Annotated in this window: 18 protein-coding genes; all 18 read right to left on the bottom strand. The window is 62.6% G+C overall.

Going from position 1 to position 22,786, the window contains the following annotated elements:
- Positions 1-71: 71 nt before the first annotated feature.
- The 18 genes from ACWF6P_RS12820 to mftD all read right to left on the bottom strand — a co-directional run bounded on the left by ACWF6P_RS12820 (position 72) and on the right by mftD (position 22,770).
- Positions 72-1,349, bottom strand: coding sequence for an MFS transporter (locus ACWF6P_RS12820; RefSeq protein ID WP_452621247.1), 1,278 nt, complete (start codon positions 1,347-1,349; stop codon positions 72-74).
- 329 nt (positions 1,350-1,678) lie between these two features.
- Positions 1,679-2,218, bottom strand: a complete 540-nt coding sequence (locus tag ACWF6P_RS12815; protein WP_452621231.1) for a hypothetical protein — start codon at positions 2,216-2,218, stop codon at positions 1,679-1,681.
- A 142-nt stretch (positions 2,219-2,360) separates the two neighbouring features.
- On the bottom strand, positions 2,361-3,659 hold the full coding sequence (locus ACWF6P_RS12810) for a haloacid dehalogenase-like hydrolase (protein WP_452621230.1): 1,299 nt from the start codon (positions 3,657-3,659) through the stop codon (positions 2,361-2,363).
- Positions 3,660-3,741: 82 nt separating this feature from the next.
- On the bottom strand, positions 3,742-4,515 hold the full coding sequence (eutC, locus tag ACWF6P_RS12805; RefSeq protein WP_452621229.1) for an ethanolamine ammonia-lyase subunit EutC: 774 nt from the start codon (positions 4,513-4,515) through the stop codon (positions 3,742-3,744).
- Positions 4,512-5,936, bottom strand: a complete 1,425-nt coding sequence (locus ACWF6P_RS12800) for an ethanolamine ammonia-lyase subunit EutB (protein WP_452621228.1) — start codon at positions 5,934-5,936, stop codon at positions 4,512-4,514. The genes eutC and ACWF6P_RS12800 overlap by 4 nt, the downstream gene beginning before the upstream one ends.
- Complete coding sequence (gene eat / locus ACWF6P_RS12795; protein WP_452621227.1) at positions 5,933-7,405, bottom strand: ethanolamine permease; 1,473 nt, start codon at positions 7,403-7,405, stop codon at positions 5,933-5,935. Before eat ends, ACWF6P_RS12800 begins: the two co-directional genes overlap by 4 nt.
- A gap of 141 nt (positions 7,406-7,546) precedes the next feature.
- Positions 7,547-8,107, bottom strand: coding sequence for a DUF779 domain-containing protein (locus tag ACWF6P_RS12790; RefSeq protein ID WP_452621226.1), 561 nt, complete (start codon positions 8,105-8,107; stop codon positions 7,547-7,549).
- Between the two features lie 89 nt (positions 8,108-8,196).
- Positions 8,197-9,720 carry an aldehyde dehydrogenase gene (gene adh, locus ACWF6P_RS12785; protein ID WP_007730158.1) on the bottom strand — a complete coding sequence of 508 codons (1,524 nt, stop codon included), beginning with the start codon at positions 9,718-9,720 and terminating at the stop codon, positions 8,197-8,199.
- A 143-nt stretch (positions 9,721-9,863) separates the two neighbouring features.
- Complete coding sequence (locus ACWF6P_RS12780) at positions 9,864-11,177, bottom strand: sigma-54-dependent transcriptional regulator family protein (protein WP_019744245.1); 1,314 nt, start codon at positions 11,175-11,177, stop codon at positions 9,864-9,866.
- 106 nt (positions 11,178-11,283) lie between these two features.
- Positions 11,284-12,765 carry a mycofactocin dehydrogenase MftG gene (mftG, locus tag ACWF6P_RS12775; RefSeq protein ID WP_452621225.1) on the bottom strand — a complete coding sequence of 494 codons (1,482 nt, stop codon included), beginning with the start codon at positions 12,763-12,765 and terminating at the stop codon, positions 11,284-11,286.
- Positions 12,762-14,159, bottom strand: coding sequence for a mycofactocin biosynthesis glycosyltransferase MftF (gene mftF / locus ACWF6P_RS12770; protein WP_378537756.1), 1,398 nt, complete (start codon positions 14,157-14,159; stop codon positions 12,762-12,764). Before mftF ends, mftG begins: the two co-directional genes overlap by 4 nt.
- Positions 14,160-14,256: 97 nt before the next feature.
- Positions 14,257-14,949, bottom strand: coding sequence for a mycofactocin biosynthesis peptidyl-dipeptidase MftE (mftE, locus tag ACWF6P_RS12765; protein WP_378447243.1), 693 nt, complete (start codon positions 14,947-14,949; stop codon positions 14,257-14,259).
- On the bottom strand, positions 14,946-15,416 hold the full coding sequence (locus ACWF6P_RS12760) for a PaaI family thioesterase (protein ID WP_378447242.1): 471 nt from the start codon (positions 15,414-15,416) through the stop codon (positions 14,946-14,948). Before ACWF6P_RS12760 ends, mftE begins: the two co-directional genes overlap by 4 nt.
- Before the next feature lie 153 nt (positions 15,417-15,569).
- Entirely contained in the window at positions 15,570-16,808 is a 1,239-nt protein-coding gene (locus tag ACWF6P_RS12755) for a DUF222 domain-containing protein (protein ID WP_452621224.1), read from the bottom strand.
- A gap of 52 nt (positions 16,809-16,860) precedes the next feature.
- Positions 16,861-18,810, bottom strand: coding sequence for a mycofactocin system FadH/OYE family oxidoreductase 2 (locus tag ACWF6P_RS12750; RefSeq protein ID WP_452621223.1), 1,950 nt, complete (start codon positions 18,808-18,810; stop codon positions 16,861-16,863).
- The gene (locus ACWF6P_RS12745) at positions 18,810-19,637 is read right to left on the bottom strand and encodes a mycofactocin-coupled SDR family oxidoreductase (RefSeq protein WP_452621222.1); all 828 of its coding nucleotides are present in this window, start codon (positions 19,635-19,637) and stop codon (positions 18,810-18,812) included. Before ACWF6P_RS12745 ends, ACWF6P_RS12750 begins: the two co-directional genes overlap by 1 nt.
- The gene (locus ACWF6P_RS12740; protein ID WP_452621221.1) at positions 19,634-21,565 is read right to left on the bottom strand and encodes a mycofactocin system FadH/OYE family oxidoreductase 1; all 1,932 of its coding nucleotides are present in this window, start codon (positions 21,563-21,565) and stop codon (positions 19,634-19,636) included. Before ACWF6P_RS12740 ends, ACWF6P_RS12745 begins: the two co-directional genes overlap by 4 nt.
- Positions 21,566-21,591: 26 nt before the next feature.
- Positions 21,592-22,770, bottom strand: coding sequence for a pre-mycofactocin synthase MftD (gene mftD, locus ACWF6P_RS12735; RefSeq protein WP_452621220.1), 1,179 nt, complete (start codon positions 22,768-22,770; stop codon positions 21,592-21,594).
- Between the last annotated feature and the right edge of the window lie 16 nt (positions 22,771-22,786).

The following is a 22,786-nucleotide window of genomic DNA, read 5'->3' as shown; positions in this document are numbered from 1 at the left end:
AAGTCCGGACACCCCACCCGCCTGCTGTGCGCCTTTATTAACCGCCGGCGGTTAATAAAGGCGCACAGTGGTTACAGCGCGTGATCCTTGGTCTCGACGAGCGCCCAGGTGCAGATCAGGCTCAGCACACCCAGGATCGCCAGCATGACTCCGATGGCCATGCTCCCGTAGGCCGAGGCCAGCGGTGCGGCGATCAGCGGCGGCACGGCGCCACCGAGCACTCCGGCGAGGTTGTAGCCGAGGCCGGCACCGGTGTAGCGGTAGCGGGTCTGGAACATTTCCGGAAGCAGCGCGCCGCAGGGGCCGTAGGCGATTCCGAAGATCATCAGCGTGCCGAACATTCCGATGACGAACGCGAGTGGCGTTCCGGTGTCCAGGAGCGGGAACAGCACGAGAGCCCAGACGACGGCCAGACCACACGAGATCATGATGACCTTGCGGCGCCCGATGCGGTCCGAGTAGAGAGCGGAGACGATGATCGCCGCACCGAAAACGAAGGCGGAAGCGATACCGACCGACAGGACGAACGGGCGGGAGAAGCCGAGAGTCTTGGTTCCGTAGCTCGTGAGGAATGCCGTGCCCATGTAGAAGAACGCGAAGAGGCAAGCCAAGGCGCCGGCCGAGAGCAGGATCTCCTTGGTCTGGAACCGCCAGGCATCCAGGAACGGGAGGGTGCGAGGTGCTTCGTTCTTCTGTTCTGCGACGCGCTCTGCCTGCTCCGCCTTGAAGACCGGGGTCTCCTCGATAGCGAGTCGCATGTAGAGGCCGATGCCGACCAACACGATGGAGAACAGGAACGGAATACGCCAGCCGTAATCGAGGAATGCCTGGTTGGTATCGCCGAGAACAGCGCCGGTGATGAGGAAGGTACTGCTCGAGAGCACGAAGGCGATTGCGGGGCCGAGCTGCGGGAACATCGCATACAGACCACGTTTGCCTGGTGGAGCGTATTCCGCGGTAAGCAGGGTTGCGCCTGCCCATTCACCACCGACCGCGAAGCCTTGGCCGAATCGCAAGAGCACCAAGATGATCGGAGCGGCGACACCGATAGTTGCCGCACCGGGCAGCAAGCCGATCAGCAGCGTCGAGATGCCCATGAGCAGGAGCGTCGAGATCAGAGTCTTCTTACGACCGATGCGATCGCCGAAGTGTCCGAACAACATTGCGCCGACGGGCCGGGCGATGAAGGCGACTGCGAAGGTCGCGAACGATGCAACCGTTCCCGCGGTGGCACCGAGTGCGGGGAAGAACACCGTCGGAAAGACAAGTGCCGCAGCAGTTCCGTAGATGAAGAAGTCGTAGAACTCGATGGTCGTGCCGATGCAACTCGCGATAGCGACGCGCCGCACGCTGGTGGTCTGCGCGGGTTGCGTCGCACCTGCGGCACTCGCGCCCCCGGCGCCGGCGGCACTGGTGCCGCCTGTGGGAGAGACTGTGGTCACTCGATTCCTCCGTGGTCCCGTGGTGACGCCCTGTGGGCATCACCGTCGATAGGAGGAAAGGTAGTGATGTGGCTCACCCCCGCACTACCCCCGAAAGAGGGTAAGAGTGACCCCGGTCACGACTTGTATGCAATGGTAACGAGTTTCACGACCTCGAACACAACGTGGGCCGCACGATTCATCTCTCACGAATCGGGCGACCCACGCTGAGCGGAGTCAAAATCCAAAGCTACGGATCAAGCCTTACCGGCAGCCCCGAACAGTTCCTGACGGATCTCTCCCCACACCGTGGCGTAGGAGTCGATGATCGGTTCCGAGATCCACTTGGACTCCCCCGCTTGGACTTTCGCGAGAGCATCCGAGAAGAGGTCCTGGTAGCGGGACAACCGCGGAACGAACGCTGACAGATCGTCGAAGAGGTTTGCCGCTCGACGATCCAGCTCCGCAAGAGAATCCGCGTCCGCACTGCCGATCAGCGCGACGAATTCCTCGTCCAGAGGCAGGAAAGTCTCGTACACCTCGCCGATGGAGTCCTCGTCGATCGAAACCCGCTCCGCGTCCAGCTGATCTTCGAGTTCTGCCAAACCCTTGTCGGTCAGGCTGATGGCGTCTTCCGCTTCGACCGCTTTGCCCTGCGCGACAAGTGCGTCGTACGCAGCTTGACCGGAGGCCGCGCTGACGCCCAGGTGCTCGGCCAGGACGACCGCACCGACCCGCTCCTTGAGACGTACTGCCTGGAGCAGCGCCAACTCGTCCACATTGCCAGCGAAGGCCATCGATTTCTCCTACTCACGTGCCGCCTCTGCGGCTCCAGCATCTCAGCGGACACCCAAGGGTTTCCGCAGCCCGACAAAGGGCTCGACAGAATCAGATCACACGCTGATCGATCGTTGTGAAGTCGCCGCAGCAAGCTGACTGTCAGGCGACGGTATCGACCTGATCGGGAATCACGCTGCCGTCCTCGCGAGTGACGGCGCCTTTGGCCCCAGCCTCGTCGGTGTACGCGTCGGTCGAGCAACGATAGGGTGCATCCGCCTGGGATTTCGGTTCGATGAACATAGGGTTGACCAGCCATTTTCCATCACTGTTGTCGTAGGCGTTGCACATCAGTTCAGGGTTGTTTCGGTTGATCACCAGACGCGCACCGGTCGCATCTCCGAGGAAGGTCACATCGGTGACAGAATCACCGGCAGCAAATACCTGACGCCGATCGGCGGCCAACTGCTCGAACGCCGTAGGCCCTTGGACCCCGTAGACAACCTCGTTGACCTGGCACCGCTTGCCGTCGATGTACGGAATGACCGAGTCGTCGCCGTCCGCAACGCCACCACATCCACGCAGATGCCCGGTCAGAACACCGTCCGCGATAATCGGCCGCACACCCATCACGTGATCGGCGTCCAATCCCAGCTGTTCCGCCCAGACTCGAACTACCGGTTCGGCCGACGCGGAGATGATCCTCACGTCGAATCCATGAGCGCCGAGGGATTTCGCCAAATCTTCGATCTGCGCGTAATACCGCACCGAACCGTCGACTTCCGTCGTACCGACGATCTGATCGGATCCTTCTGCGGCAGCTAGATTCTCGGCGCGTGCGGCGCGCGCGTACTCGGTGATCTCGTCCTCGGTGTGCCCCGCCATCAACTGCACGGCCCACGCGTACGCGGCCTTGGTCCGGCGATGATCGTAACCGTCGAATGCGGCCTGCCCGTCGCGAGTCTTCTCTTCGAGTACCGCAACGATCTCGTCGGCGCAGTCGACGTCGGTGCTGGTTGCCAACGGTTGTCCCGGCGCGGTCTCCGAGCCACAGGCGGCGGAAAGTGCGGCAGCGCCGGCTGGCGTCATGAAGCGACTGGTGGTTGCCCAGTCCCCTCCGGCAGGCTGTAACACCTTGTTGTTCTTGATCATCCAGAATGCAGTGGCGCTTCCGATGTCGTTCTTGACAACTGTGTTGTCCCAGTCGAAGAGTGCCAACGGAGCACCCTCATCGACATCACCTGCAGCACCGCACGTCCCGAACTCCGCGATCATGGAGTCCAGCTTCGTTCGGTTGTCGCCGTACCAGACAAGACCTGAATCCAGTGGCGCGCAGGATGAACCACCCTGCGCCGCATCCTCTTTCGGAGCACTTTCGGCTGGACTACAAGCAGTTGCACTCAACAGAACACTACCTACGGCCAACGCGCACAGGGCGCGGGCATGCAGCGAACGGAACATCGATTCCCTCGTTTTCGTCGTGATTCGGGTACGACGGCACACCCGAGTGTCGATCGACCCGGGTATGCCGTGCAGCTGTCAATTAATCGAGCGTCAGCACTTCTCCCGACGCAACGGCGTCGGCGCGAGAGGTGTCCTTGAGGTCGACGCCGGAGCGGCCCAACTGGCGCGCTCCCGCCACCAACCCCAGGACGACACGAGCGGCCTGCTCGTATCCGAGCCCCTCGGGTGGGTGGACGTTGGAAATGCAGTTTCGATCCGCGTCGGTGCGACCGACGCGTGGAAGGTGAGTCAGATAGATCCCGACGCTGTCCGCCACCGAGAGCCCTGGACGTTCGCCGATCAGGACGATCGCCGTCTGCACTCCCATCGCGGCGGCGATGTGATCGCCCAGTGCCACACGCGCGTTCGTGGCGATCACGGGCGGCGCTATGGAATACCGCTCCCCCAGCACCGTGACCAACGCGGACAGGAGTTGTTCGCCGTGGTCCATCAGCGCGCGCGGCGACAGTCCGTCTGCGAGGATGAACCCGATCTCCTTGTCGGAACTCGAGATCGCACTCAGGTCGGCAGGCTGGCGCCCCAGGTCGGGCCTCCGGAGATACTCGCTGCGGGTGGAGACGCTGCTCGCGACCACCACCGGCGCCCCGATACCCACCCCTTCGACCCGACTGACAAGCGTCTGCGAATCGAGTGGCTCGTGGACCGCGTCGCGAGCGGCGGCGTGCGCTGCCTTGAATTCGAGAACCCGCTTGGTGGGCAACGAATCACCGGCGCGACCCAATCCGATACGCGATTGTGTGGTCTTGCGCAGTGGACCCCAGAAATCGAGGATCGGAGCCTGATCTTCGGTCATGAGTTCACCGTCAAAGCCCGCAGCGGCGACATTTCGGCGTCGATCGGAAGAACCCGACCGTTTGCGTCGGTCATCCCCAGATTGTGGAGCCAGGTCTCGAACTCCGGGGCGGGCTGCAAACCGAGGACCTTCCGTACGTACAGCGCGTCGTGGAACGCCAGACTTTGATAGCCGAGCATCACGTCGTCGGCGCCGGGAACCGCGATCACGAACGCAGCGCCGGCGACGCCCAGCAAGGTGAGGAGGTTGTCCATGTCGTCTTGATCGGCTTCGGCGTGGTTGGTGTAGCAGACGTCCACGCCCATCGGCAGTCCGAGCAGTTTTCCGCAGAAGTGATCTTCCAAGCCCGCGCGAATGATCTGCTTTCCGTCGTAGAGATACTCGGGGCCGATGAAGCCGACCACCGTGTTGACCAGTAGCGGTTCGAGATCACGTGCCACCGCGTATGCCCGAGTTTCGAGTGTCTGCTGATCGACCGGGGCTCCGCCGGTGCCATAGTGCGCCCCTGAACTGAGGGCGGACCCCTGACCCGTCTCGAGGTACATGACGTTGTTGCCGACCGTTCCGCGGTTCAACGAACGCCCGGCCTCGTTGCCCTCGCGCAACAGCGGAATGTTCACTCCGAAACCGGAGTTGGCGCCTTCGGTGCCGGCAATCGATTGAAAAACCAGATCGACCGGTACTCCCGATTCGATCAGTCCGATCGTGGTGGTCACGTGCGAGAGCACGCACGACTGAGTCGGGATCTCGAAGCGCTGACGGATGTCGTCGAGCAGGTGGAGCAGATCCGAGGTGGCCTGGGGAGAGTCCGTCGCGGGGTTGATACCGATGACGGCGTCGCCGCATCCCATCAGGAGACCGTCGAGTGTCGCCGCCGCGATGCCGCGTGGATCGTCCGTCGGATGATTTGGTTGCAGTCGAGTGCTCAACCGTCCAGGCAGACCGATGGTCGTACGGAACCCCGCGGTGACCGTGATTGCCTTGGCGACAGCGATCAGGTCCTGATTGCGCATGATCTTGCTAACCGCGGCAACCATTTCCGGGGTGAGCCCGGGACTGACGGCAGACAAGCGTGCGGAAGCTTCCGGCGCCGACGCAGTCTCGAGCAACCAGTCTCGCAGTCCGCCGACGGTCAGGTGCGCCACCGGTGCAAAGGCCAGGCGATCGTGGCTGTCGATGATGAGCCGAGTTACCTCGTCGTCCTCGTACGGAACCACAAGATCCTCGAGGAATACAGTCAGGGGAAGGTCAGCCAGAACCCATTGGGCAGCAGCACGTTCGGCGTCGGAGCTTGCCGCACAACCGGCGAGCTCGTCGCCCGAGCGCAGCGGTGTCGCCTTCGCCATCAGATCGACGAGATCGTCGAACGAGTAGTTGGTTCCGGATACCTGCTGGTGATACTTGGCCATCCCGCGACTCATCCCAATTCTTCTTCCGCCTGTGCAAGTACAGCAAACTCCTCGTCCGGCGAGTTGGCAACAAGGTGGTGGCGACTGTAGAGACCGAAGTACGCCATGAGAACACCGAAGGCAACCAACGTCAGCAGTGCTGCAACGGGATCCACCAGGAAGGTTGCCACCACGGACACTGCTGCGATCACGAGTGCAAACGAGGTGGTGGCGACACCACCGGGAGTGCGGTACGGGCGCGGCATGTTCGGCTCACGCTTGCGAAGGACGATGTGACTCACCATCATCAGGACGTAGCTGACGGCCGCGCCGAACACCGCCATGTTGAGCAACATCGCACCTTCACCGGTGAGCGAGAGCGCGAAGCCGATGATTCCGGGAACGACGAGAGCAAGAGTGGGTGCCTTGCGCTTGTTGGTCACCGACAGGTTCTTCGGCAGGTAGCCGGCACGTGAGAGAGCAAACGTCTGACGTGAATATGCGTACATGATCGAGAAGAAGCTCGCCACCAGACCGGCAAGCCCGATGTAGTTGACCGCCTTTGCCGCTCCGCTGTCCCCCAACGCCTCGACGAGCGGATTTCCGGAGGTGGACAGGGCGTCGGCACCGAGCGCGCCCGTAGCGAGGAAGAGGACCGTTGCGCCTGTGACGATCAGAATCAACATGCTGATGATGATGCCGCGCGGGACGTTCTTCTCCGGCTCCCGTGCTTCCTCGGCGGCCAGCGGTACACCTTCGACGGCAAGGAAGAACCAGATCGCGAAGGGCACGGCGGCCCAGATTCCCAGCACACCGAACGGCAGGAACGACGACGATCCGACGGCGCTGGTGTCGACGGCGATATCGGTGAGGTTGGACGAATCGAAAAGGCCGACAGCCGAAACCGCGAACACGACCAGGCCGACCAGTGCGATGGCCGTGATGATGAACATCGCCTTGAGTGCCTCACCGGCACCGGTGAGGTGAATTCCGATGAAGATCGCGTACACCGCGAGGTACACCCACCACCCGTCGGTGATCCCGAACAGGTTCAGGGACTCGACGTACGCACCGATGAACGTCGCGATCGCCGCGGGTGCTATCGAATACTCGATGAGAATTGCTGTCCCGGTGGCAAATCCACCCCAGGGCCCCATAGCCCGTCTGGCGAACGTGTACCCACCGCCCGCGGCCGGAAGCGCCGACGACATCTCGGCCATGCCGAGCACCATTGCCAGGTACATACCCGCAATGACGACAGCCGCGATGAGAAGGCCACCGAAACCGCCTTCGGCCAGACCGTTGTTCCAGCCGGCGTAGTCACCGGAAATCACATAGCTGACGCCCAACCCCGCAAGCAGCACCCACCCTGCTGTTCCCTTTCGGAGTGTTCGTTTCTCCAGATACGAATTGTCTTCCGCATGGAAGTCGGCGCCGTCGTGGTGTGCACCCGCGGCACCGGCGTTTTTGCCGGTTGCGTGGTCGGAAAGAGACATGTCCATCCTCTGAATCGGTCAAGAATGAGACGACGCACGGTGGATGCGTCGTGTGAAATGAACGGTATGTGGGCGATGTACGGAGAAGGTCGCCTGGAGATGACCGCGCTGTTAACTGGCTGTCATGTGGTCGGCCCCCGCGTTTCTTCAGGCCCGGCGGGCCGCACCCGGCACCGGGCAGGCATCGACGGCCTCGGCGACCACCTGGGGAACCGTCGGCGGCAAAGGCCGCATGCCCGCTTCCCAATCGGCGCCAACGAGAATGCTCGACGCGCTGAGTGCTTCGTTCTCTTCCGGTGTGAATGCCCTTGCTCGACTGAGGAATCTGAATCCTTCAGGAGACTCCAAGCTGAATCCACTGCCTCGCCCGGGCACGACGTCCAGAACCAACTGGGTGTGCTTCCAGGCTTCGAACTGTGATCCGGAAATCCAGACCTGTACAGCGTCCGTTCCGGCGGGAAGGTCTTCGGGAATCTCTCCGACAGCCAGCCGAAGGTCGACAATTCCGAGTAGTACGTCACGGTCTCCGACGATGAATTCCCCTGAGGGATAACACATCGGGGCGGAGCCGTCACAGCATCCACCCGATTGATGCATCATCAGTTCGCCGTGAGTCCCGCTGAGGCGGCGCAGGAGGTCAGCCGCCCCAGCGGTGGTCACCAACCGGGGTGGAACGGCGCCGGTATCGGGTGTGACCGTGGCGCTCATTCCAACCTCCGTGTTGTTGTGCAGGTGTGCGTGTTGCAGTCGTGCTCACCGGCACCCGCAGCGAGGGGCTCACGGGTGCCGGGGGTCGATCAGAAGAAGCCCTGAGCCTTCTGGGCGTAGCTGACCAGGAGGTTCTTGGTCTGCTGGTAGTGCGAGAGCATCATCAGGTGGTTCTCGCGGCCGATGCCGGACTGCTTGTATCCACCGAACGCGGCGTGTGCCGGGTACTGGTGGTATGTGTTGGTCCAGACGCGACCGGCCTGGATGTCGCGGCCTGCGCGGTACGCAACACCGCCGTCGCGGGACCAGACTCCGGCACCCAAACCGTAGAGGGTGTCGTTGGCGATTTCGATGGCCTCGTCGTAGTCCTTGAACGAGGTGACCGAGACGACGGGTCCGAAGATCTCCTCCTGGAAGATGCGCATCTTGTTGTTGCCGGTGAAGACCGTCGGCTGGACGTAGTAGCCGCCGGACAGGTCTCCGCCGAGTTCGGCCCGCTCACCACCGGTGATGACCTTGGCGCCTTCGGCCTTGCCGATCTCGATGTACGAGAGGATCTTCTCGAGCTGGTCGTTGCTGGCCTGCGCGCCGATCATGGTGTCGGTGTCGAGCGGATCTCCTTGGCGCACAGCCTTGGTGCGGATGGCTGCCATCGCGAGGAACTCGTCGAAGATGTCTTCCTGGATCAGCGAACGCGACGGGCAGGTGCAGACCTCGCCCTGGTTGAGGGCGAACATCGTGAAGCCCTCGAGCGCCTTGTCCTGGTAGTCGTCGTTGGAGGCGAGAACGTCGGAGAAGAAGATGTTGGGGCTCTTGCCACCGAGTTCGAGGGTGACGGGGATGAGGTTCTGCGATGCGTACTGCATGATCAAGCGCCCGGTGGTGGTTTCGCCGGTGAACGCGATCTTCTTGATTCGCGGGCTCGACGCCAGCGGCTTTCCGGCCTCGACGCCGAAGCCGTTGACGATGTTGAGAACACCGGCAGGCAGCAGGTCACCGATGATGCCGATGAGGTGCAGGATCGAGACGGGTGTCTGCTCGGCAGGCTTGAGCACGATGGCGTTGCCGGCAGCGAGGGCGGGCGCAAGCTTCCACACGGCCATGAGGATCGGGAAGTTCCACGGAATGATCTGGCCGACTACACCGAGCGGCTCGTGGAAGTGGTAGGCCACGGTGTCGGAATTGATCTCCGAGAGCGAACCTTCCTGTGCGCGAATAGCTCCCGCGAAGTAACGGAAGTGATCGATGGCGAGCGGAATGTCGGCGTTGAGGGTCTCGCGGATCGGCTTGCCGTTGTCCCACGACTCGGCGAGTGCGATCGATTCGAGGTTCTCCTCCATACGATCAGCGATCTTGTTCAAGATGATCGCGCGCTCGGCGACCGAGGTCTTGCCCCAGGCCGGAGCTGCTGCGTGCGCTGCGTCGAGAGCGAGCTCGATGTCTTCTGCGGTGGACCGAGCCACATCACAGAAATTCTGTCCGGTCACCGGTGTCGGGTTCTCGAAGTACTGACCCTTGACCGGAGCAACCCATTCGTTGCCGATCCAGTTGTCGTATCGAGACTGGAAGGACATGATCGCGTCGGCGGTACCTGGGCGGGCGTACACGGTCATTGCAAGCTCCTATGTAAACGTGTTCTTCCTGGGCGCACCCACCAAATCGGTGACTGCAATCCCACCCCCCGGTGGGGTGTGATTCACAACACTAGGAGTTGCAACGTTGCAAGTACGTTGCGTGTGAGAAATGCGGATGGTTCTCAGATGCCCAATTGGCGGTCGAGGAGATCAATCCTTGCTTGGACCTGCGAATACAGCGGAGACTGCGGATCCAACGTGGACAGGTAGGCCTCCCACACGACGGAGTCTTCGCGGCCGTGTACGGATGTGGTCCACCGGGCCAGAAGGTTGGCGTCACCTCCACGCAGCAGAGCCGCCTGCACCCTGGTGCGCAGTTCTTCCCGTACCTCTTCGATACCGGGAGAGGCCGAGCCGGCCAGCACGGGGCCCGAATACAGTTTCATCGCCGTCGCCGCGTCGCCGCGGTCCAACGCTGCCCGCACGTCGCCGACGTCTGTCGTGAACTCCGTGATGATTCGATAGGGACGCGACGCCAGCCGGTCCGCGCCGAAAACCTTACGAAGCCGCGACATTTCCGCGCGAATGGTCACTGCGTCGAGTTCACCCTCGTCGAGCAGGACCGCAAGATGGTCGGAGCTGAGACCCTCCGGATGTTCGGAGAGCAGCAGGAGAATCTCGGCGTGACGCTGCGAAATCGGGATTCGGTCGCCGCCGCGAACCAACGTCGGCCGGCCTGCACCGAAGGTCTCGAGGCGTGGAGCCGTGGCACTGAGCGGGATGGGCGAGTTCAAGAGGTGGAATCGCAATTCTGATTCGGCGGCAGCAACAGTTGCACGGATCAGCGACAGCACTTCGGGAACCGCGACCCTGGGTCCACCGGTGATGTCGATGGCGCCGAGGATCTGCCCAGTGGTGGGATCGTGGACAGGTGCGGCCGAACAACTCCAGTCGTGCACGGTTCGGTTGAAATGTTCGGATCCGAAGATCTGTACGGAGTGATCGAGAGCAAGCGCCGTTCCCGGCGCGTTGGTACCGACACGATCTTCGCTCCAGTCGGCGCCTTCGACGAAGTTCATGGACAACGCCTTGTCCTTCGCCGAATTGTCACCCTCTACCCAGAGCAGTCGACCGTGTGCGTCACTGATCGCGATCAGCAAGCCGGTCTCGGCAGCATCTTCCACCAGCAGTTTCCGGATCACTGGACGTATCAGGGACATGGGATGCGCGGATCGATACTTTTCGAGCTCGAGCCCTTCGAGCATTTCAGGGTTGCCGACAACGTCGGGATTTACTCCCTTGTTGCGGCTCCGCATCCAGGATTCGAGCACGACCGAACGGACATGGGAGTCGTCGGTAAGTCCTTGGCCGGGCACGCCCCGGGCATCGATGAACGACTGATGGGCAGACGAAAGTCGCCGCGCTAGTAACGCGACGTCATCGCCTGGCCTGACCGCCACCCACGGGTTGCCGGACACAGCCTGTTCACGTGCCATATTTTGCGTTCCTCCGCTCCGTGGACCACTGTAACGCCGATCACAACTCATCGGCGAGAACGACCATTCGGTTTGCCTGTCCGCACCTGCCTGTTGCCGCTCGTGGTCACTCGTCACCGAGCAGGATGGTGCTTGCTCGTTCCGCGACCATCACCGCGGTCGCGTGCGGGCCGCGAGTCGGGATCGTCGGCAGGATTGACGTGTCAACAATACTGAGCCCTTGCACACCGATCACACGGCACCGACCATCGACGACTGCGAACGGGTCCGACTCGGCCCCCATCACGCAGCTACCGGACATATGTAACGACGTACCGAGTCGGGATTCGATCCACTCGTCGGTGTACTCCACAACGGGGCGGTCGATCAATCCTGTCTCCGCGATCGACTCGAGAAGGTTCTCGGCGATCTGCATCCCTTCCCGAATGGCGGCTCGATCGTGCGCCGACGCGACGTAGTTGTATCGAATACGCGGCGCCCCAGCGGGATCCCCCGATGCCAGTTCGATACTTCCCCGACTGCGCGGCGCCATGAGGACCACCCCGACGCCGTGATCCATGCGAGGCACACCAGGAACCAAGTCTGTGAAAGATGCGGTGTACGGACGGATTTCGAGTTCGGCGAGATTGAGGGCCGTCTCCAGCACTGGAGTCTGCGATCGAATCGTGCGAGGCGTCGAAAAATGGTACGGCAGCAGCACTTCCGGATGGTCGACGAAGTTCTGGCCGACGCCAGGCCGGTCGAGGATGACGGAAACTCCTTGCCCTGCAAGTTGTTCCGCCGGACCGATGCCGGAATTCAAGAGAATGTGTGGCGTCGCCACCGCACCCGAACACACGATCACGTGGTCGGCACGAATGCGCCGGACGTTACCGCCGTCGAGTACGTCGACCCCGATCGCTCGGGTTCCCGAGAACGCGATGCGAATGACGTTCACGCCGGATTCCACCCGCAAATTCGGGCGGTGCAACACCGGCATCAGATAGGCGACCGCAGTACTGATCCGACGATGATCCGATACGTTCAGCGGCACCCGGCCGATGCCGAACGAGTCAGGCGCATTTTTGTCGACGTCGTCGGGAAAACCAGCTGCGAGTGCTGCGGCCTGGAACTCACCGCTCAGTGGATGCAGTTGTTCCCACGCTCGCCGCTCGACCGGGATCGGACCGCCGCTCCCGTGGAACTCGCCCTCGAAATCACGATCGGATTCGGACTTCTTGAAGTACGGCAATACGTCGTCGTATCGCCACGAACTCGGCCAGTTCTCGAAATCGGCGCGAGTTGCGCGGGTGAAGTACGCGCCGTTGACAGCCCCTGACCCACCGAGCGTCCGCCCGCGCGCGATCGTGGAAGCCCGACGCGGTGTCAACTCGACCGGATACGTCCACGTGTATTCGCTCGCAGGTCCGACCGGCAGTCGGTACGGATCACTCAGGACGTCCGGAAGTTCGAGCGCCGAACGGTATCCGCTTCCCGATTCGAGGAGCATCACCGTGGCGGATGGATCTTCACTGAGCCTGGCTGCGACGACGCAGCCACACGTGCCACCACCGACAACCAGAAAATCTGCGTAGTCGGCTTCTGTCACTTGGTGATTCGAGGTTTGAGCGCCGCACAGTCGCGGGCGTCGAATGCGCCACGCCAGAGTCCGGCTCCATAAGCGATGTCGTCTGCTCGTTTGAAGAAGACGTACCGAACCGGTCCCAGTCCGCCTGGCTCACGGTGGCGATACCAGTCCACCAACCCTTCGGCGACGGCTGCTGCGACGGCCAGTCGTCGTATTCGACGGGAGGCGATCACCGCCAAGAGCGTCACGGGCCAGTAGTGACGACACATCGCCGATGCGAGTTGCCAGAATCCGCCGACACACCCTTGCGCGGTGAGGATGGCCGCGATCCGGGTGGGCTGACTCAGACCGGTGAACATCTTTCGCAGCCGGTAGACGGTGAACAGCAAAGCGCCGAGAGCGCCGGCAAGACCGGAACGTGTCAGTGTTGCGGCGGCGATGCATGCGAAGAGCGTCGAGAACGACATCGCCATCGGCGGAACCGAACCCTCGTGCCTGGCAGCCAACGGCGCCGCACCCGTCCCGTAGAACGCACGCCTGGCGAACCACTTGTCGAACTGCACTCGATGATCGTGAGCGACGTGCGCTACCGGTTCGTATCGTAGGCGCCAACCCGCTGCCTGTAGGCGCCAGCAGAAATCGACGTCCTCGGCTACTTCGAGGCTCTCGTCGAACCCGTTGCATTCGAGCGCTACGTCGCGCCGGACGATCACGGCGGCGCTGGGGACATAGGCGACCGGACTGCCCGATTTCACCGCAGCTTCCTTGCGTCCGAGGTCGAGAGACGATCGCATGTTCTCGTACCGCGCCAGCGCCGTCCCGTATGGATCGAGGGCGACGATGCGGGGCGCGACGAGGGCAACCCCTGGATCGCTGAAGTGACCCAACATCAGCTCGAGCCAACCGGCACGCGGGATGACGTCGGAGTCGAGGAAGGCAACGAAACGTGTTTGAGCCGAACGCAATCCCGAGTTTCGCGCTGCCGAGGGTCCGCGGGCGCTCTCGTGCCGCACTACTGTGATGGTGCCGGTGCCCGGGCAGGCGCGCCGAGGTTCCACCGGCACTTCCGAACCGTCGTCGACAACGATGACGGTCAGATCCTTGAGGACGGGCAATAGGCGTTCGACGCCGGCCTGGTTGTCCTTGACCGGAATCACGACGGTGACATCCGCAGCGGACGGCGTCGACATCGGACGAGGATTCGCGACACCCGAATCGAGTAGGTGTCGAGCAACCGCGGCGCTCTGCTGATCGACTACCTCGAGGAAGCCGTCACCGATCATCGCCGCAGCCGTCGGAGCCAGCTTGAGCATCCGCGTCGGAGATCCGCCGATGAGTACCCGGCCACCCGAGTACGTGCGCACCTTGGGGTCCAACCGAATGCCGAAGCCGTCGGGGAGTCTTGCTGGTCGCATCAGATGATCGTAAGGGACGTAGCCCGTCGTGCTGCAACTCGTCGCAGCCTCGAAAGCCGTCGCAGGTGGACCGTCCGCCCCCACTCGGTCGTGGTCGTCACCGAAGCCTCCCATCTGGACCAGGCTCCCACCGGGCCAGTCCATCCGTCACGCGTCCTACCAACTCACCGAAGATGTATGCGCCGTCTTCGGCGGTAGCCCCGACTGGATTGCCGAGAACGCCGTTTTGCGACACAGCGACCATACCGCCCGAACGCATTCCTGGCATCAGGTCTGAGATAGGAGACAAATTTCCTGTCTCAGCAAGGCTCATGTGCACCAAATCGGGCGAAAGGTGCAGCAATAGGCTCGTTTCAGTGTGCCCGGCATGCGCGTCGGCACCCGGAACAGCGCACGGCGCCCAAGCGGCATCACGCCCCTCATACCGTAGAAGTGCCACTGCTTTGGCCAAGGCGGGTCCATTTCCGCCGTGACCGTTGACGAACAGCACCCGCTTCGCCCACCGGAATGCGGACCTTCCGTACTCGACTACGACGATTTCCATAGCCTCGGCACCGATCGAGACAGTGCCGGCAAAACCTTCGTGCTCTCCGCTCGCCCCGTATTCGACGGCCGGGGCCACGACGACGTCGGGCAGAGCCTGCGCGACTGCTCTCGCAATCCGAGTGTCCGTATCGAGAGGCAGATGCGGACCGTGTTGTTCGAAAGAACCGACCGGGACTACGACGGTGAGCGCAGTGCCCTCGAGCGCCGGGCTCGGGATGGCAGCAAGGTCACGCAAAAAACTCATCCCCCGATCGTATTGTGCACAGATCCTCGAGCTCTCGGGTCCACCCGAATCGATCGGATTGTGGTGGTGGCATTGGCTGTTGCGACGGCAGTTCCGGATTCGGTCAGAAGTTCTCCTGCAAGAAAAGCGAGGGACGCACCACGCCTCACGACACGGCCACGCCCGATGTATGCGCCGGGGAAGGCAGGCTCGAGAAATTGAACATGCAACGACGCTGTCGGCGCGAACTGGTCGTGGTCGAGTGTGGCCACCAATGCGGGACCAAGAGTGTCGTCAAGCATCGCAGCGAGGAAACCTCCCTGAATGTGCCCAGCAGGATTCGTAAACCTCACGTCGAGAGTGAATCCCACTTCAATCGTCGCGGACTCAGGATCTATCGCACGAAGCGTCCAACCAAGTAATGTCGCTGCCGGCGAGGGCGGGGAATCCCCATTGACCACATCCCAGAACGGTCCCTTGCGTTTCATCGCTCATGTATAGCCTGCCCCCGACTCTGCCACCCCCGAAACAGCCACCCTCCGAAACAGCCACCCTCCGAAACAGTCACCCTCCGAAACACAGCATGCGAATACGCCGGGGCATCGTTGTGCCCCGGTGCTCACGTATTCAGTTGTGGAGGTTCACGCCGCTGTCGGTGGACTGTTCCCACCGATCGGATGCTGATACGGATCAACAGACATCGGCGGATAAAACACCGCCTTCCGATCCGGGCCTATCTCGACCCGCCACTCGGTGTGGTGCAGTGTCCGATGATGGTGACCGCACAACAAGATCAGATTGCCGAGATCCGTTGGGCCGCCATCATTCCAGTGAACAATATGGTGAGCATCGCACCACCCCGACGGTGTTCCGCACCCCGGAAACGCACACCCACCATCACGCACAGCCAACGCCCGCCGCTGCGGAACCGTCGCGGTCCTTGCTTCCTTGCCGCAGTCGAGTGGAACACCATTCTCGTCCAGGAGGATTCGGGTGACCGTGCAATCGCACGCCAACATCCGCGCGGTGTCGATACTGATCGGCCCCACCCAATCCGTCCACGCGAACCCGAGTTCCTCCGTCGACGGCAGTAGATCCTTCAAGGCTTTGAGGTCCGTCATGTCCTTCGCCGAAGCAGTCACCGTGATGTGCGGTTTCACCCCGCCCTCGATCGGACCCAACCCCGCCCGCTCATACCGCCGCAGTAGTTCACAGAACCCGTCCGCCCGTCGTAGCGCCGGAGTGCGAGTGTCCTTGACGCCGTCTTTCTCCGGCGTCGGAGCCGACAGACTCGACAGCAACGTGATCAGACGGGCCCCGTTCACGGCATCCAGATCGCCTTTCACGCTGACCCGCCCGTACAAGCCTTTCGAGGCGTAGAACTCGTTGCGCTCCGAATCCTCGCCGACCGGGACGCCGTCTTCGCGTTTTCCGTACTGCTTCTCGATCCGCCGGATCGCCGCCCGCACCGCATCACAATCGGCGATGTTCTTCGACGCCAGGTCGAGCAGGATCCCGCGGGCCTTGTCGACATCCGCCGGGGTCATGTTCTTGGGTGGATGCTGACAAAACGACGCCACCTGTCGGGCCTTCAACGCATCCACATCGCCACGGTGGAATGCGTCCGCCACAACAGGTTCGAGCAACAGTAACCGCGCCAGACTGACCAGCAGGCTGCACTCACCGATCTCCAGATTCGTCGAACCGTGCAACCACTGCGCGATCGCCCGAAAACCCTTCCCGACCACAGTCTCCCGGGAAAACATCTCCACGATCAACAACACCATCCGCGACTGCAACTCGTGCCGGACACGCACCAGATCCAGAACCTCACCCTTGAGGCCCTCACCATCCAGCTGCCACGCTTCGCGACTGTCCATGCTCAAAGTTTAATCGAACATACTTTCGATAACCAGAGACATAACGGACGACTTACATCGACAACGCAACTCGATGACCCTCAATGACCGCGGCATGCGAACGTCTCGGCGACAGAGCGTCACCGATTCGAAAAGTCTCGAAAGAACTTCCCTGCAACGTATTCCATAGCTCGTCGACAGGTTCCTGCTGCGTTACAAAAACCACCCAGTCGACCGCTACTTCCTCGACCACACCCGTCGGAAGGTGAAGCAAGCTCACGAGCGGCAAGGCTCCACTGCTCACCGAAGTCACCATCAGATCCGTCCGTTGCATGATCGACTTCTCGAACGCCCGGCGGTTCCACGCCTCGAAATCCAGGGTGATGCTCAAGTCCTGCGCGACCACCATGCCGTTGGTCGCGATCGTGACCGCACAGCCTCGATCAGCGAGGAACTCCGCCACCGACGTACCTTGATGGAATCCCAACTCGTCGTAGACAAGCACCGTTCCACTCGGCAAAATCTTGCCGTCGAGAACGTCTCGAACACCCACCACACGCTCGGATCCACCCGCCCACGCTGGGCGCACCGGCCGCGCTCCGGTTGCGATCACGACCACGTCGGGCGCGCGCTCCTCCACGATCGCGAGATCAGCTCGAGCACCCAGCTCGATCGTGACACCGCTTCGGCGACACTCCGATTCGAGATTTCGGACGAGGTCGGCGAGCTCTCGGCGAACGGGGACCACCGAGGCGGTGAGAATCTGTCCACCGAGTCTTCGTTCACGCTCGAACAGCGTCACCGCATGACCGCGCTGGGCCGCGGTGGCCGCAGCTTGCAGGCCGGCCGGGCCGCCGCCGACCACCATCACAGAGCGACCTCGTCGCCGCGGCATCGGCAGTGGGACCGATTCTCGACCAGCGCGCGGGTTTTCGGTGCACCCCAACCAACGACCCAGACCCATCCGCCCGACGCATTCCTGGTTGCAGGACAGGCAGGTTCGCACCTGCACCGACTGACCGGCACGCGCCTTGTTCACAAAATCCGGATCGGCGATCTGCCCACGAACCACACCCACCAGATCGCACACACCGCCCGCGAGCGCAGCTTCAGCTTGCTCAGGCGTCTTGAAACGGCCGACGCCGACCACTGGAAGATCGACCACCTCCCGGATCGCAGACGGGACGAAGTTGGCGTAGCCGATGGGTACAGCCATCGACGCTTCGACCAGATGCAGTGTTTCCGTTGCCATTCCGACGGTGGTGTTGATGTAGTCGACACGACCGTCGGCTTCGATGAGTTGGGCGGTGGCTACCGCGTCGGACAGTTCGATCCCACCCCGCGTTCCTTCGTATCCACTCAGGCGCACGCCGAGCACACGATCCGGGCCGACGGCCTCACGAAGCACCCCCAGCACCTCGAGCAGAAAACGCGCACGATCTGCCACGCCTCCGCCGTAACGGTCGGTGCGCAGGTTCGTCGAGGGTGCGAGAAAGGCGCGCACGATGGACGACTGCGACGCCTGCAATTCCACGCCGTCGAAGCCACCGGCGACGCAGTTGCGCGCAACAAGAGCGAACCCTGCGAGTATCTCGGCGATGTCCGCGTCGTCGACGGCCTTGGGCACCTCACGGAACAACGGATCGGCGACCGCGCTCGGCGCCAACAGCGCTAATCGCGAATAGGTTCCAGCGCCCTGACCGCCATTGTGATTGATCTGCGCGAGAATCGACGAACCATGCGCATGAACGGCGTCCGTGATCCGCCGGTACCCCTCGATCGCTTCGGGCCGATAGCCTGCAATCATCTTCTCGTACGGTCGATCCGAAGGATGCGTCGAGTGTTCCTCGGTGATGATCAGACCCGCACCGCCGCGTGCCCGCGCCTCGTAGTAGCTCGCGTGCTGCTCCGTCGGCAACCCGTTCTCCGCGTAATTGGTCAGGTGTGCGGAGAATACGACCCGATTGCGGAGTGTCAGGTTGCCCAGGCGCAGTGGCGCGAAGAGGCGCGGGTACGGCGTCATCAGACCTTGGAGTTTCCTTGATCGAGCGCGATATGACTTGCCGTGACGGTGCGTGAACCGTCACCGGCGAGCCACAGAACGGTATCGGCAATCTCGTCAGGTTCGGCAAAAGCGATGTCCGAGAGGATCGGAGTGAAGTTGGGAAGGTACTGCGGGAACTTGGCAAATACCTCGAGTGCGCCCTGGTCGACCCCCATCGGCGTATTTACTCCGTAAGGGTGGATCGAGTTGACCCTGATCTTGTACTCCCCCAGTTCCTTTGCCGCGGCCTGCGTCAGACCGACGAGACCGAACTTGGCGCTCGCGTAGTGCGCCTGTCCGGGCAGCGCCTTGAGTCCGGCCACCGAACTGACCACGATGATCGATCCACCGCGCCCACCTTCGATGATCGCCGGCACCGATGCCTTGAGGGTTTTCCAGACTCCGGTCAGGTTGATGTCGATCAGCGTTTCCCACTGCTCGTCCGACATTTCCCAGAATCGATTCCAGTTACAGACGCCGGCATTGGCTACCACGATGTCGAGACGCCCGAACTGCTCGACGCCATCCTTGACCACCGCGGCGAGCGCTGCGCCGTCACGGACATCGACCTCGCGAGCAAGGATCTTCCCACCCTCCCCTTCGACCAGACGCACAGTCTCGGCAAGGTCCTCGGAAGTTGCTGCCTCGTAGGAATTGTCCGACGCCACCGACGCGCACACGTCGACCGCAATGATCGCCGCTCCCTCGCGAGCCATCTTGACCGCGTGCGCACGTCCTTGGCCGCGTGCTGCGCCGGTGATGAAAGCAACGCGGCCTTCGAGCGAACGAACTGAACCCTGTGTCATGAGATAGCCCTCTCTGCAGAATTGAAACTCGTTCTAGTAGTAAACCCTGCAAAGCGCCCTTCGCGGATGGATTCGAGAACAGTTCTCGGGGCAACCGCATCCCCCACCCGGATACTCCCGGTTTCATTCAGGGTTTCGTTCGGCAGACGGGGCGAGCAGTCGATCACCACTTCGCACTCGAGCTGTGACCGCTCGCCGGTATGGACGTGCTCGACGCAGACGACCCCTGAGGCGATTTCGATGACACGGGACGCGAGCACCCTGGTGACCCCGGCCTGCTGGATGCGCGTGTTGGCGCCGACCAGATCCCCACTCACACCGAGCCTCGAACCGACGATGCTGTCCGGGGTCACAATCGACGCGCAGACGCCCTGGGCCGCGAGTGCTTCTGCGAGCGCCACCGCGATCGGTCCACCGAGCGGATCGACCAGCACTACCGGGCCCGGCCCCACCGAAGTGAGTTTCTCGAGGGCTTCCGATGCATCGAGCCATCGAACCGAGTCGTCGGTCGGATATGCCGGTGGCCTCGCAGCACTACCGGTGGCAACCACAACCAACTCGCCCCGACTGCGTGCGTCGTCGAGATCCGGGGCGTCGATCGCCACCCCGGTTCGCATCGTCACCCCACTTCGACGGCATTCGTCCTCGAGCCACTGCGCGAGGAGTGTGAACCGGCCGCGGCCGTCACCTCGCGCGAAAGTTCGGATCATGCCGCCGAACTGCGATGAACTCTCAACCAGTGTGACCGAGTGCCCTCCGGCCGCCGAGACCCGTGCAGCTTCCATTCCGGCGGGGCCACCGCCCACAACCAGGACGGATCCCGGTGTCGAAATGTGCTCTCGCTCATCGGGGTCCACCGTCTCGAAACCGGCGCTCGGATTTCCGACGCAGGTCACCAGCGGATTGCGAGGATCACGCACCAGACACGTCTGATTGCAGAGCACGCACGGCCGCGGACGATCGCCGCGCGCGGCTTTCACGACCACATCAGGGTCCGCGATCTGGGCTCTCGTCATCTCCACGAACTCGGCAATTTCCAGCGCGGCGTAAGCGTCGGCAAGATCAACGACACTCCCTTGCAGGACAACGGGAATCGAGACCGCGGCCTTGATCTCACGGCACAGGGCGAAGTTGAAGTTCGTCGAGCAGTGAAAATCGGGACGGTACCGGTCAGCCGAATAGAGTCCACCTCGGACGACGACAAGGAGGTCGAGGAGTGGAGATACTTCACGCGCAAAGCCTGCTGCAAGATCGGGTGTCAATCCCGCCCACGGTGCTTCCTCGTCGCAGGACAACCGCAAGGAGACGACGCGATCCGGTCCGAGTTGCTCCCGCACTCCCGAGATGACCTCACGAAGAAGGGCAGCGCGATCAGTGCCGTATCGGTCCTGTCGAGTGTTGGTCAGGCCCGAAAGGAATTGCCGCAGAATACTTCGGGGGCCGGCATCGATTTCCACTCCGTCCATTCCCGAAGCGATCGCCAGCGCCGCCGCTTCACGAAAGCCGGTTATCAGCTGGTCGATCTCCGGCTGCCCCATTGCCATCGGCAACTCGCGCGTCACCGGGTCGGCCACTCTTGACGGTCCCCACAGCACCGATTGTGAGTATGCGCTCGAACCCTGCATCCCGGTATGACCGAGACCGGCAAGCACTAACGTTCCGTAGGGAGCGCACGCAATTGCGATCGACCGCCACCCGGGGCCACACTCCGATGCCAACGGTGCCCGCTCGTACGGCCAGTCGTTGTCCAGCACCGACGCCACTTCGGTGACGACGATCCCGCCACCGCCCTCGGCGCGGCGTTGGTAGTACGCGCGGTGCCGATCCGAAAGTTCGCGACCGAGAGCCAGATTGGTCTCGTGCGGACCGAAAACAACCCTGGACCGGACGGTGCGTCCGGCCAGGGTTGTGTGTTCGTGAAGGCTCAAGTCACAGCTCGATCAGAGCCGGAGATTCAGCTCGCACCCAGCGTGCGGGTGAAGCCTTCCGGAATCACCAGGTCCGCCGGGCTCAGTTCGGTGATGGACGCGTGGCCAAGGCCCATCAGTCCCGAGTCGATGCCCATCCGCATCAGGTCGAGCACGTTCTCGACACCGGCCTGACCGTTTGCCGAGAGGCCCCACAGGTAGGCGCGTCCCAGCATGACGGCCTTGGCTCCGAGAGCGAGTGCCTTGACCACGTCGCCGCCGCGTCGAATGCCGCCGTCGAGAACAACTTCCACCTGATCGCCCACGGCTTCGGCGATACCCGGGAGTACGCGGATCGGCGCGGGGGTGCCGTCGAGGTTGTTGCCACCGTGGTTGGAGACGGAAATCGCGGAGACACCGGCGTCGACAGCTCGCTTGGCGTCGTCGATGCGCATGATGCCCTTGAGCATGAAAGGCCCGCCCCACTGCTCACGCAACCAAGCAATGTCTTCCCACGTCGGAAGCGGAGTTTGCATCCACTCGCCGTACGCGCCGAAGAACGTCGGTGCCGGCTGGCCCGGAGCCGCGAGGTTAGGGGTGGTCAAATCCGGGATCTTGCCGGTCTTGGCGAACTCCAACAACCACTTCGGGCGCATGATGCCCTCGGGCGCGAACTGGAACATCGCCTTGAGGTCCATCTTTTCGGGGATGGACGGGCTGCCCCAGTCGCGGCCGTACGAGAAGGACCAGTCGGTGGTGATGATCAGGCCCTTGGCACCGGCGGCGCGAGCGCGCTCCATACGCTGCAGGAGCACGTCGCGGCTGCCGACCCAGTACATCTGGAAGAACACCTGCGGGTTGGCCGCTGCAACTTCTTCGATGGACTTGCTGGCAAAAGAACTCAGGCCGATCGCCGTTCCCCGTGCTGCGGCCGCCCGAGCTACCGCTACCTCACCGTCGGGGTGCACTGCCTGCACACCGGTCGGCGAAATCATCACCGGAAGCGAAATGTCCTGCCCCATAATGGTGGTGGCCATGTTCCGCTCGTTCGGCAAGCCGGCCGCATGCGGAGCGAAACCCAGCTCACTGTAGGCCGCGACATTGTCGTCGACGGTCAGACCCTTTTCGGATCCGGCCACCAGCGCCGCATATACGGACTTGGGGAGCCTCTTCTGCGCACGTCGCTGTGCTTCGGCGACGGTCTCGAAGAATGCGTTCTTTGCCATCAGTCAAACCTCTCGT

This window comes from Rhodococcus sp. NPDC055024 (genome assembly GCF_053608585.1).
This window is presented reverse-complemented; position numbering and strand designations above follow the sequence as displayed.

Bases quoted from the DNA above. Each gene is read 5' to 3' on its own strand.
- mftF (WP_378537756.1), bottom strand. From the start codon at position 14,159: ATGCGACCAGCAAGACTCCCCGACGGCTTCGGCATTCGGTTGGACCCC.
- ACWF6P_RS12790 (WP_452621226.1), bottom strand. From the start codon at position 8,107: ATGAGCGCCACGGTCACACCCGATACCGGCGCCGTTCCACCCCGGTTG.
- ACWF6P_RS12745 (WP_452621222.1), bottom strand. From the start codon at position 19,637: ATGACACAGGGTTCAGTTCGTTCGCTCGAAGGCCGCGTTGCTTTCATC.
- ACWF6P_RS12800 (WP_452621228.1), bottom strand. From the start codon at position 5,936: ATGAGTCGCGGGATGGCCAAGTATCACCAGCAGGTATCCGGAACCAAC.
- adh (WP_007730158.1), bottom strand. From the start codon at position 9,720: ATGACCGTGTACGCCCGCCCAGGTACCGCCGACGCGATCATGTCCTTC.
- ACWF6P_RS12780 (WP_019744245.1), bottom strand. From the start codon at position 11,177: ATGGCACGTGAACAGGCTGTGTCCGGCAACCCGTGGGTGGCGGTCAGG.
- mftD (WP_452621220.1), bottom strand. From the start codon at position 22,770: ATGGCAAAGAACGCATTCTTCGAGACCGTCGCCGAAGCACAGCGACGT.
- ACWF6P_RS12760 (WP_378447242.1), bottom strand. From the start codon at position 15,416: ATGAAACGCAAGGGACCGTTCTGGGATGTGGTCAATGGGGATTCCCCG.
- eat (WP_452621227.1), bottom strand. From the start codon at position 7,405: ATGGACATGTCTCTTTCCGACCACGCAACCGGCAAAAACGCCGGTGCC.
- ACWF6P_RS12815 (WP_452621231.1), bottom strand. From the start codon at position 2,218: ATGGCCTTCGCTGGCAATGTGGACGAGTTGGCGCTGCTCCAGGCAGTA.
- ACWF6P_RS12750 (WP_452621223.1), bottom strand. From the start codon at position 18,810: ATGACGCCGTACCCGCGCCTCTTCGCGCCACTGCGCCTGGGCAACCTG.
- mftE (WP_378447243.1), bottom strand. From the start codon at position 14,949: ATGAGTTTTTTGCGTGACCTTGCTGCCATCCCGAGCCCGGCGCTCGAG.
- ACWF6P_RS12810 (WP_452621230.1), bottom strand. From the start codon at position 3,659: ATGTTCCGTTCGCTGCATGCCCGCGCCCTGTGCGCGTTGGCCGTAGGT.
- eutC (WP_452621229.1), bottom strand. From the start codon at position 4,515: ATGACCGAAGATCAGGCTCCGATCCTCGATTTCTGGGGTCCACTGCGC.
- ACWF6P_RS12755 (WP_452621224.1), bottom strand. From the start codon at position 16,808: ATGGACAGTCGCGAAGCGTGGCAGCTGGATGGTGAGGGCCTCAAGGGT.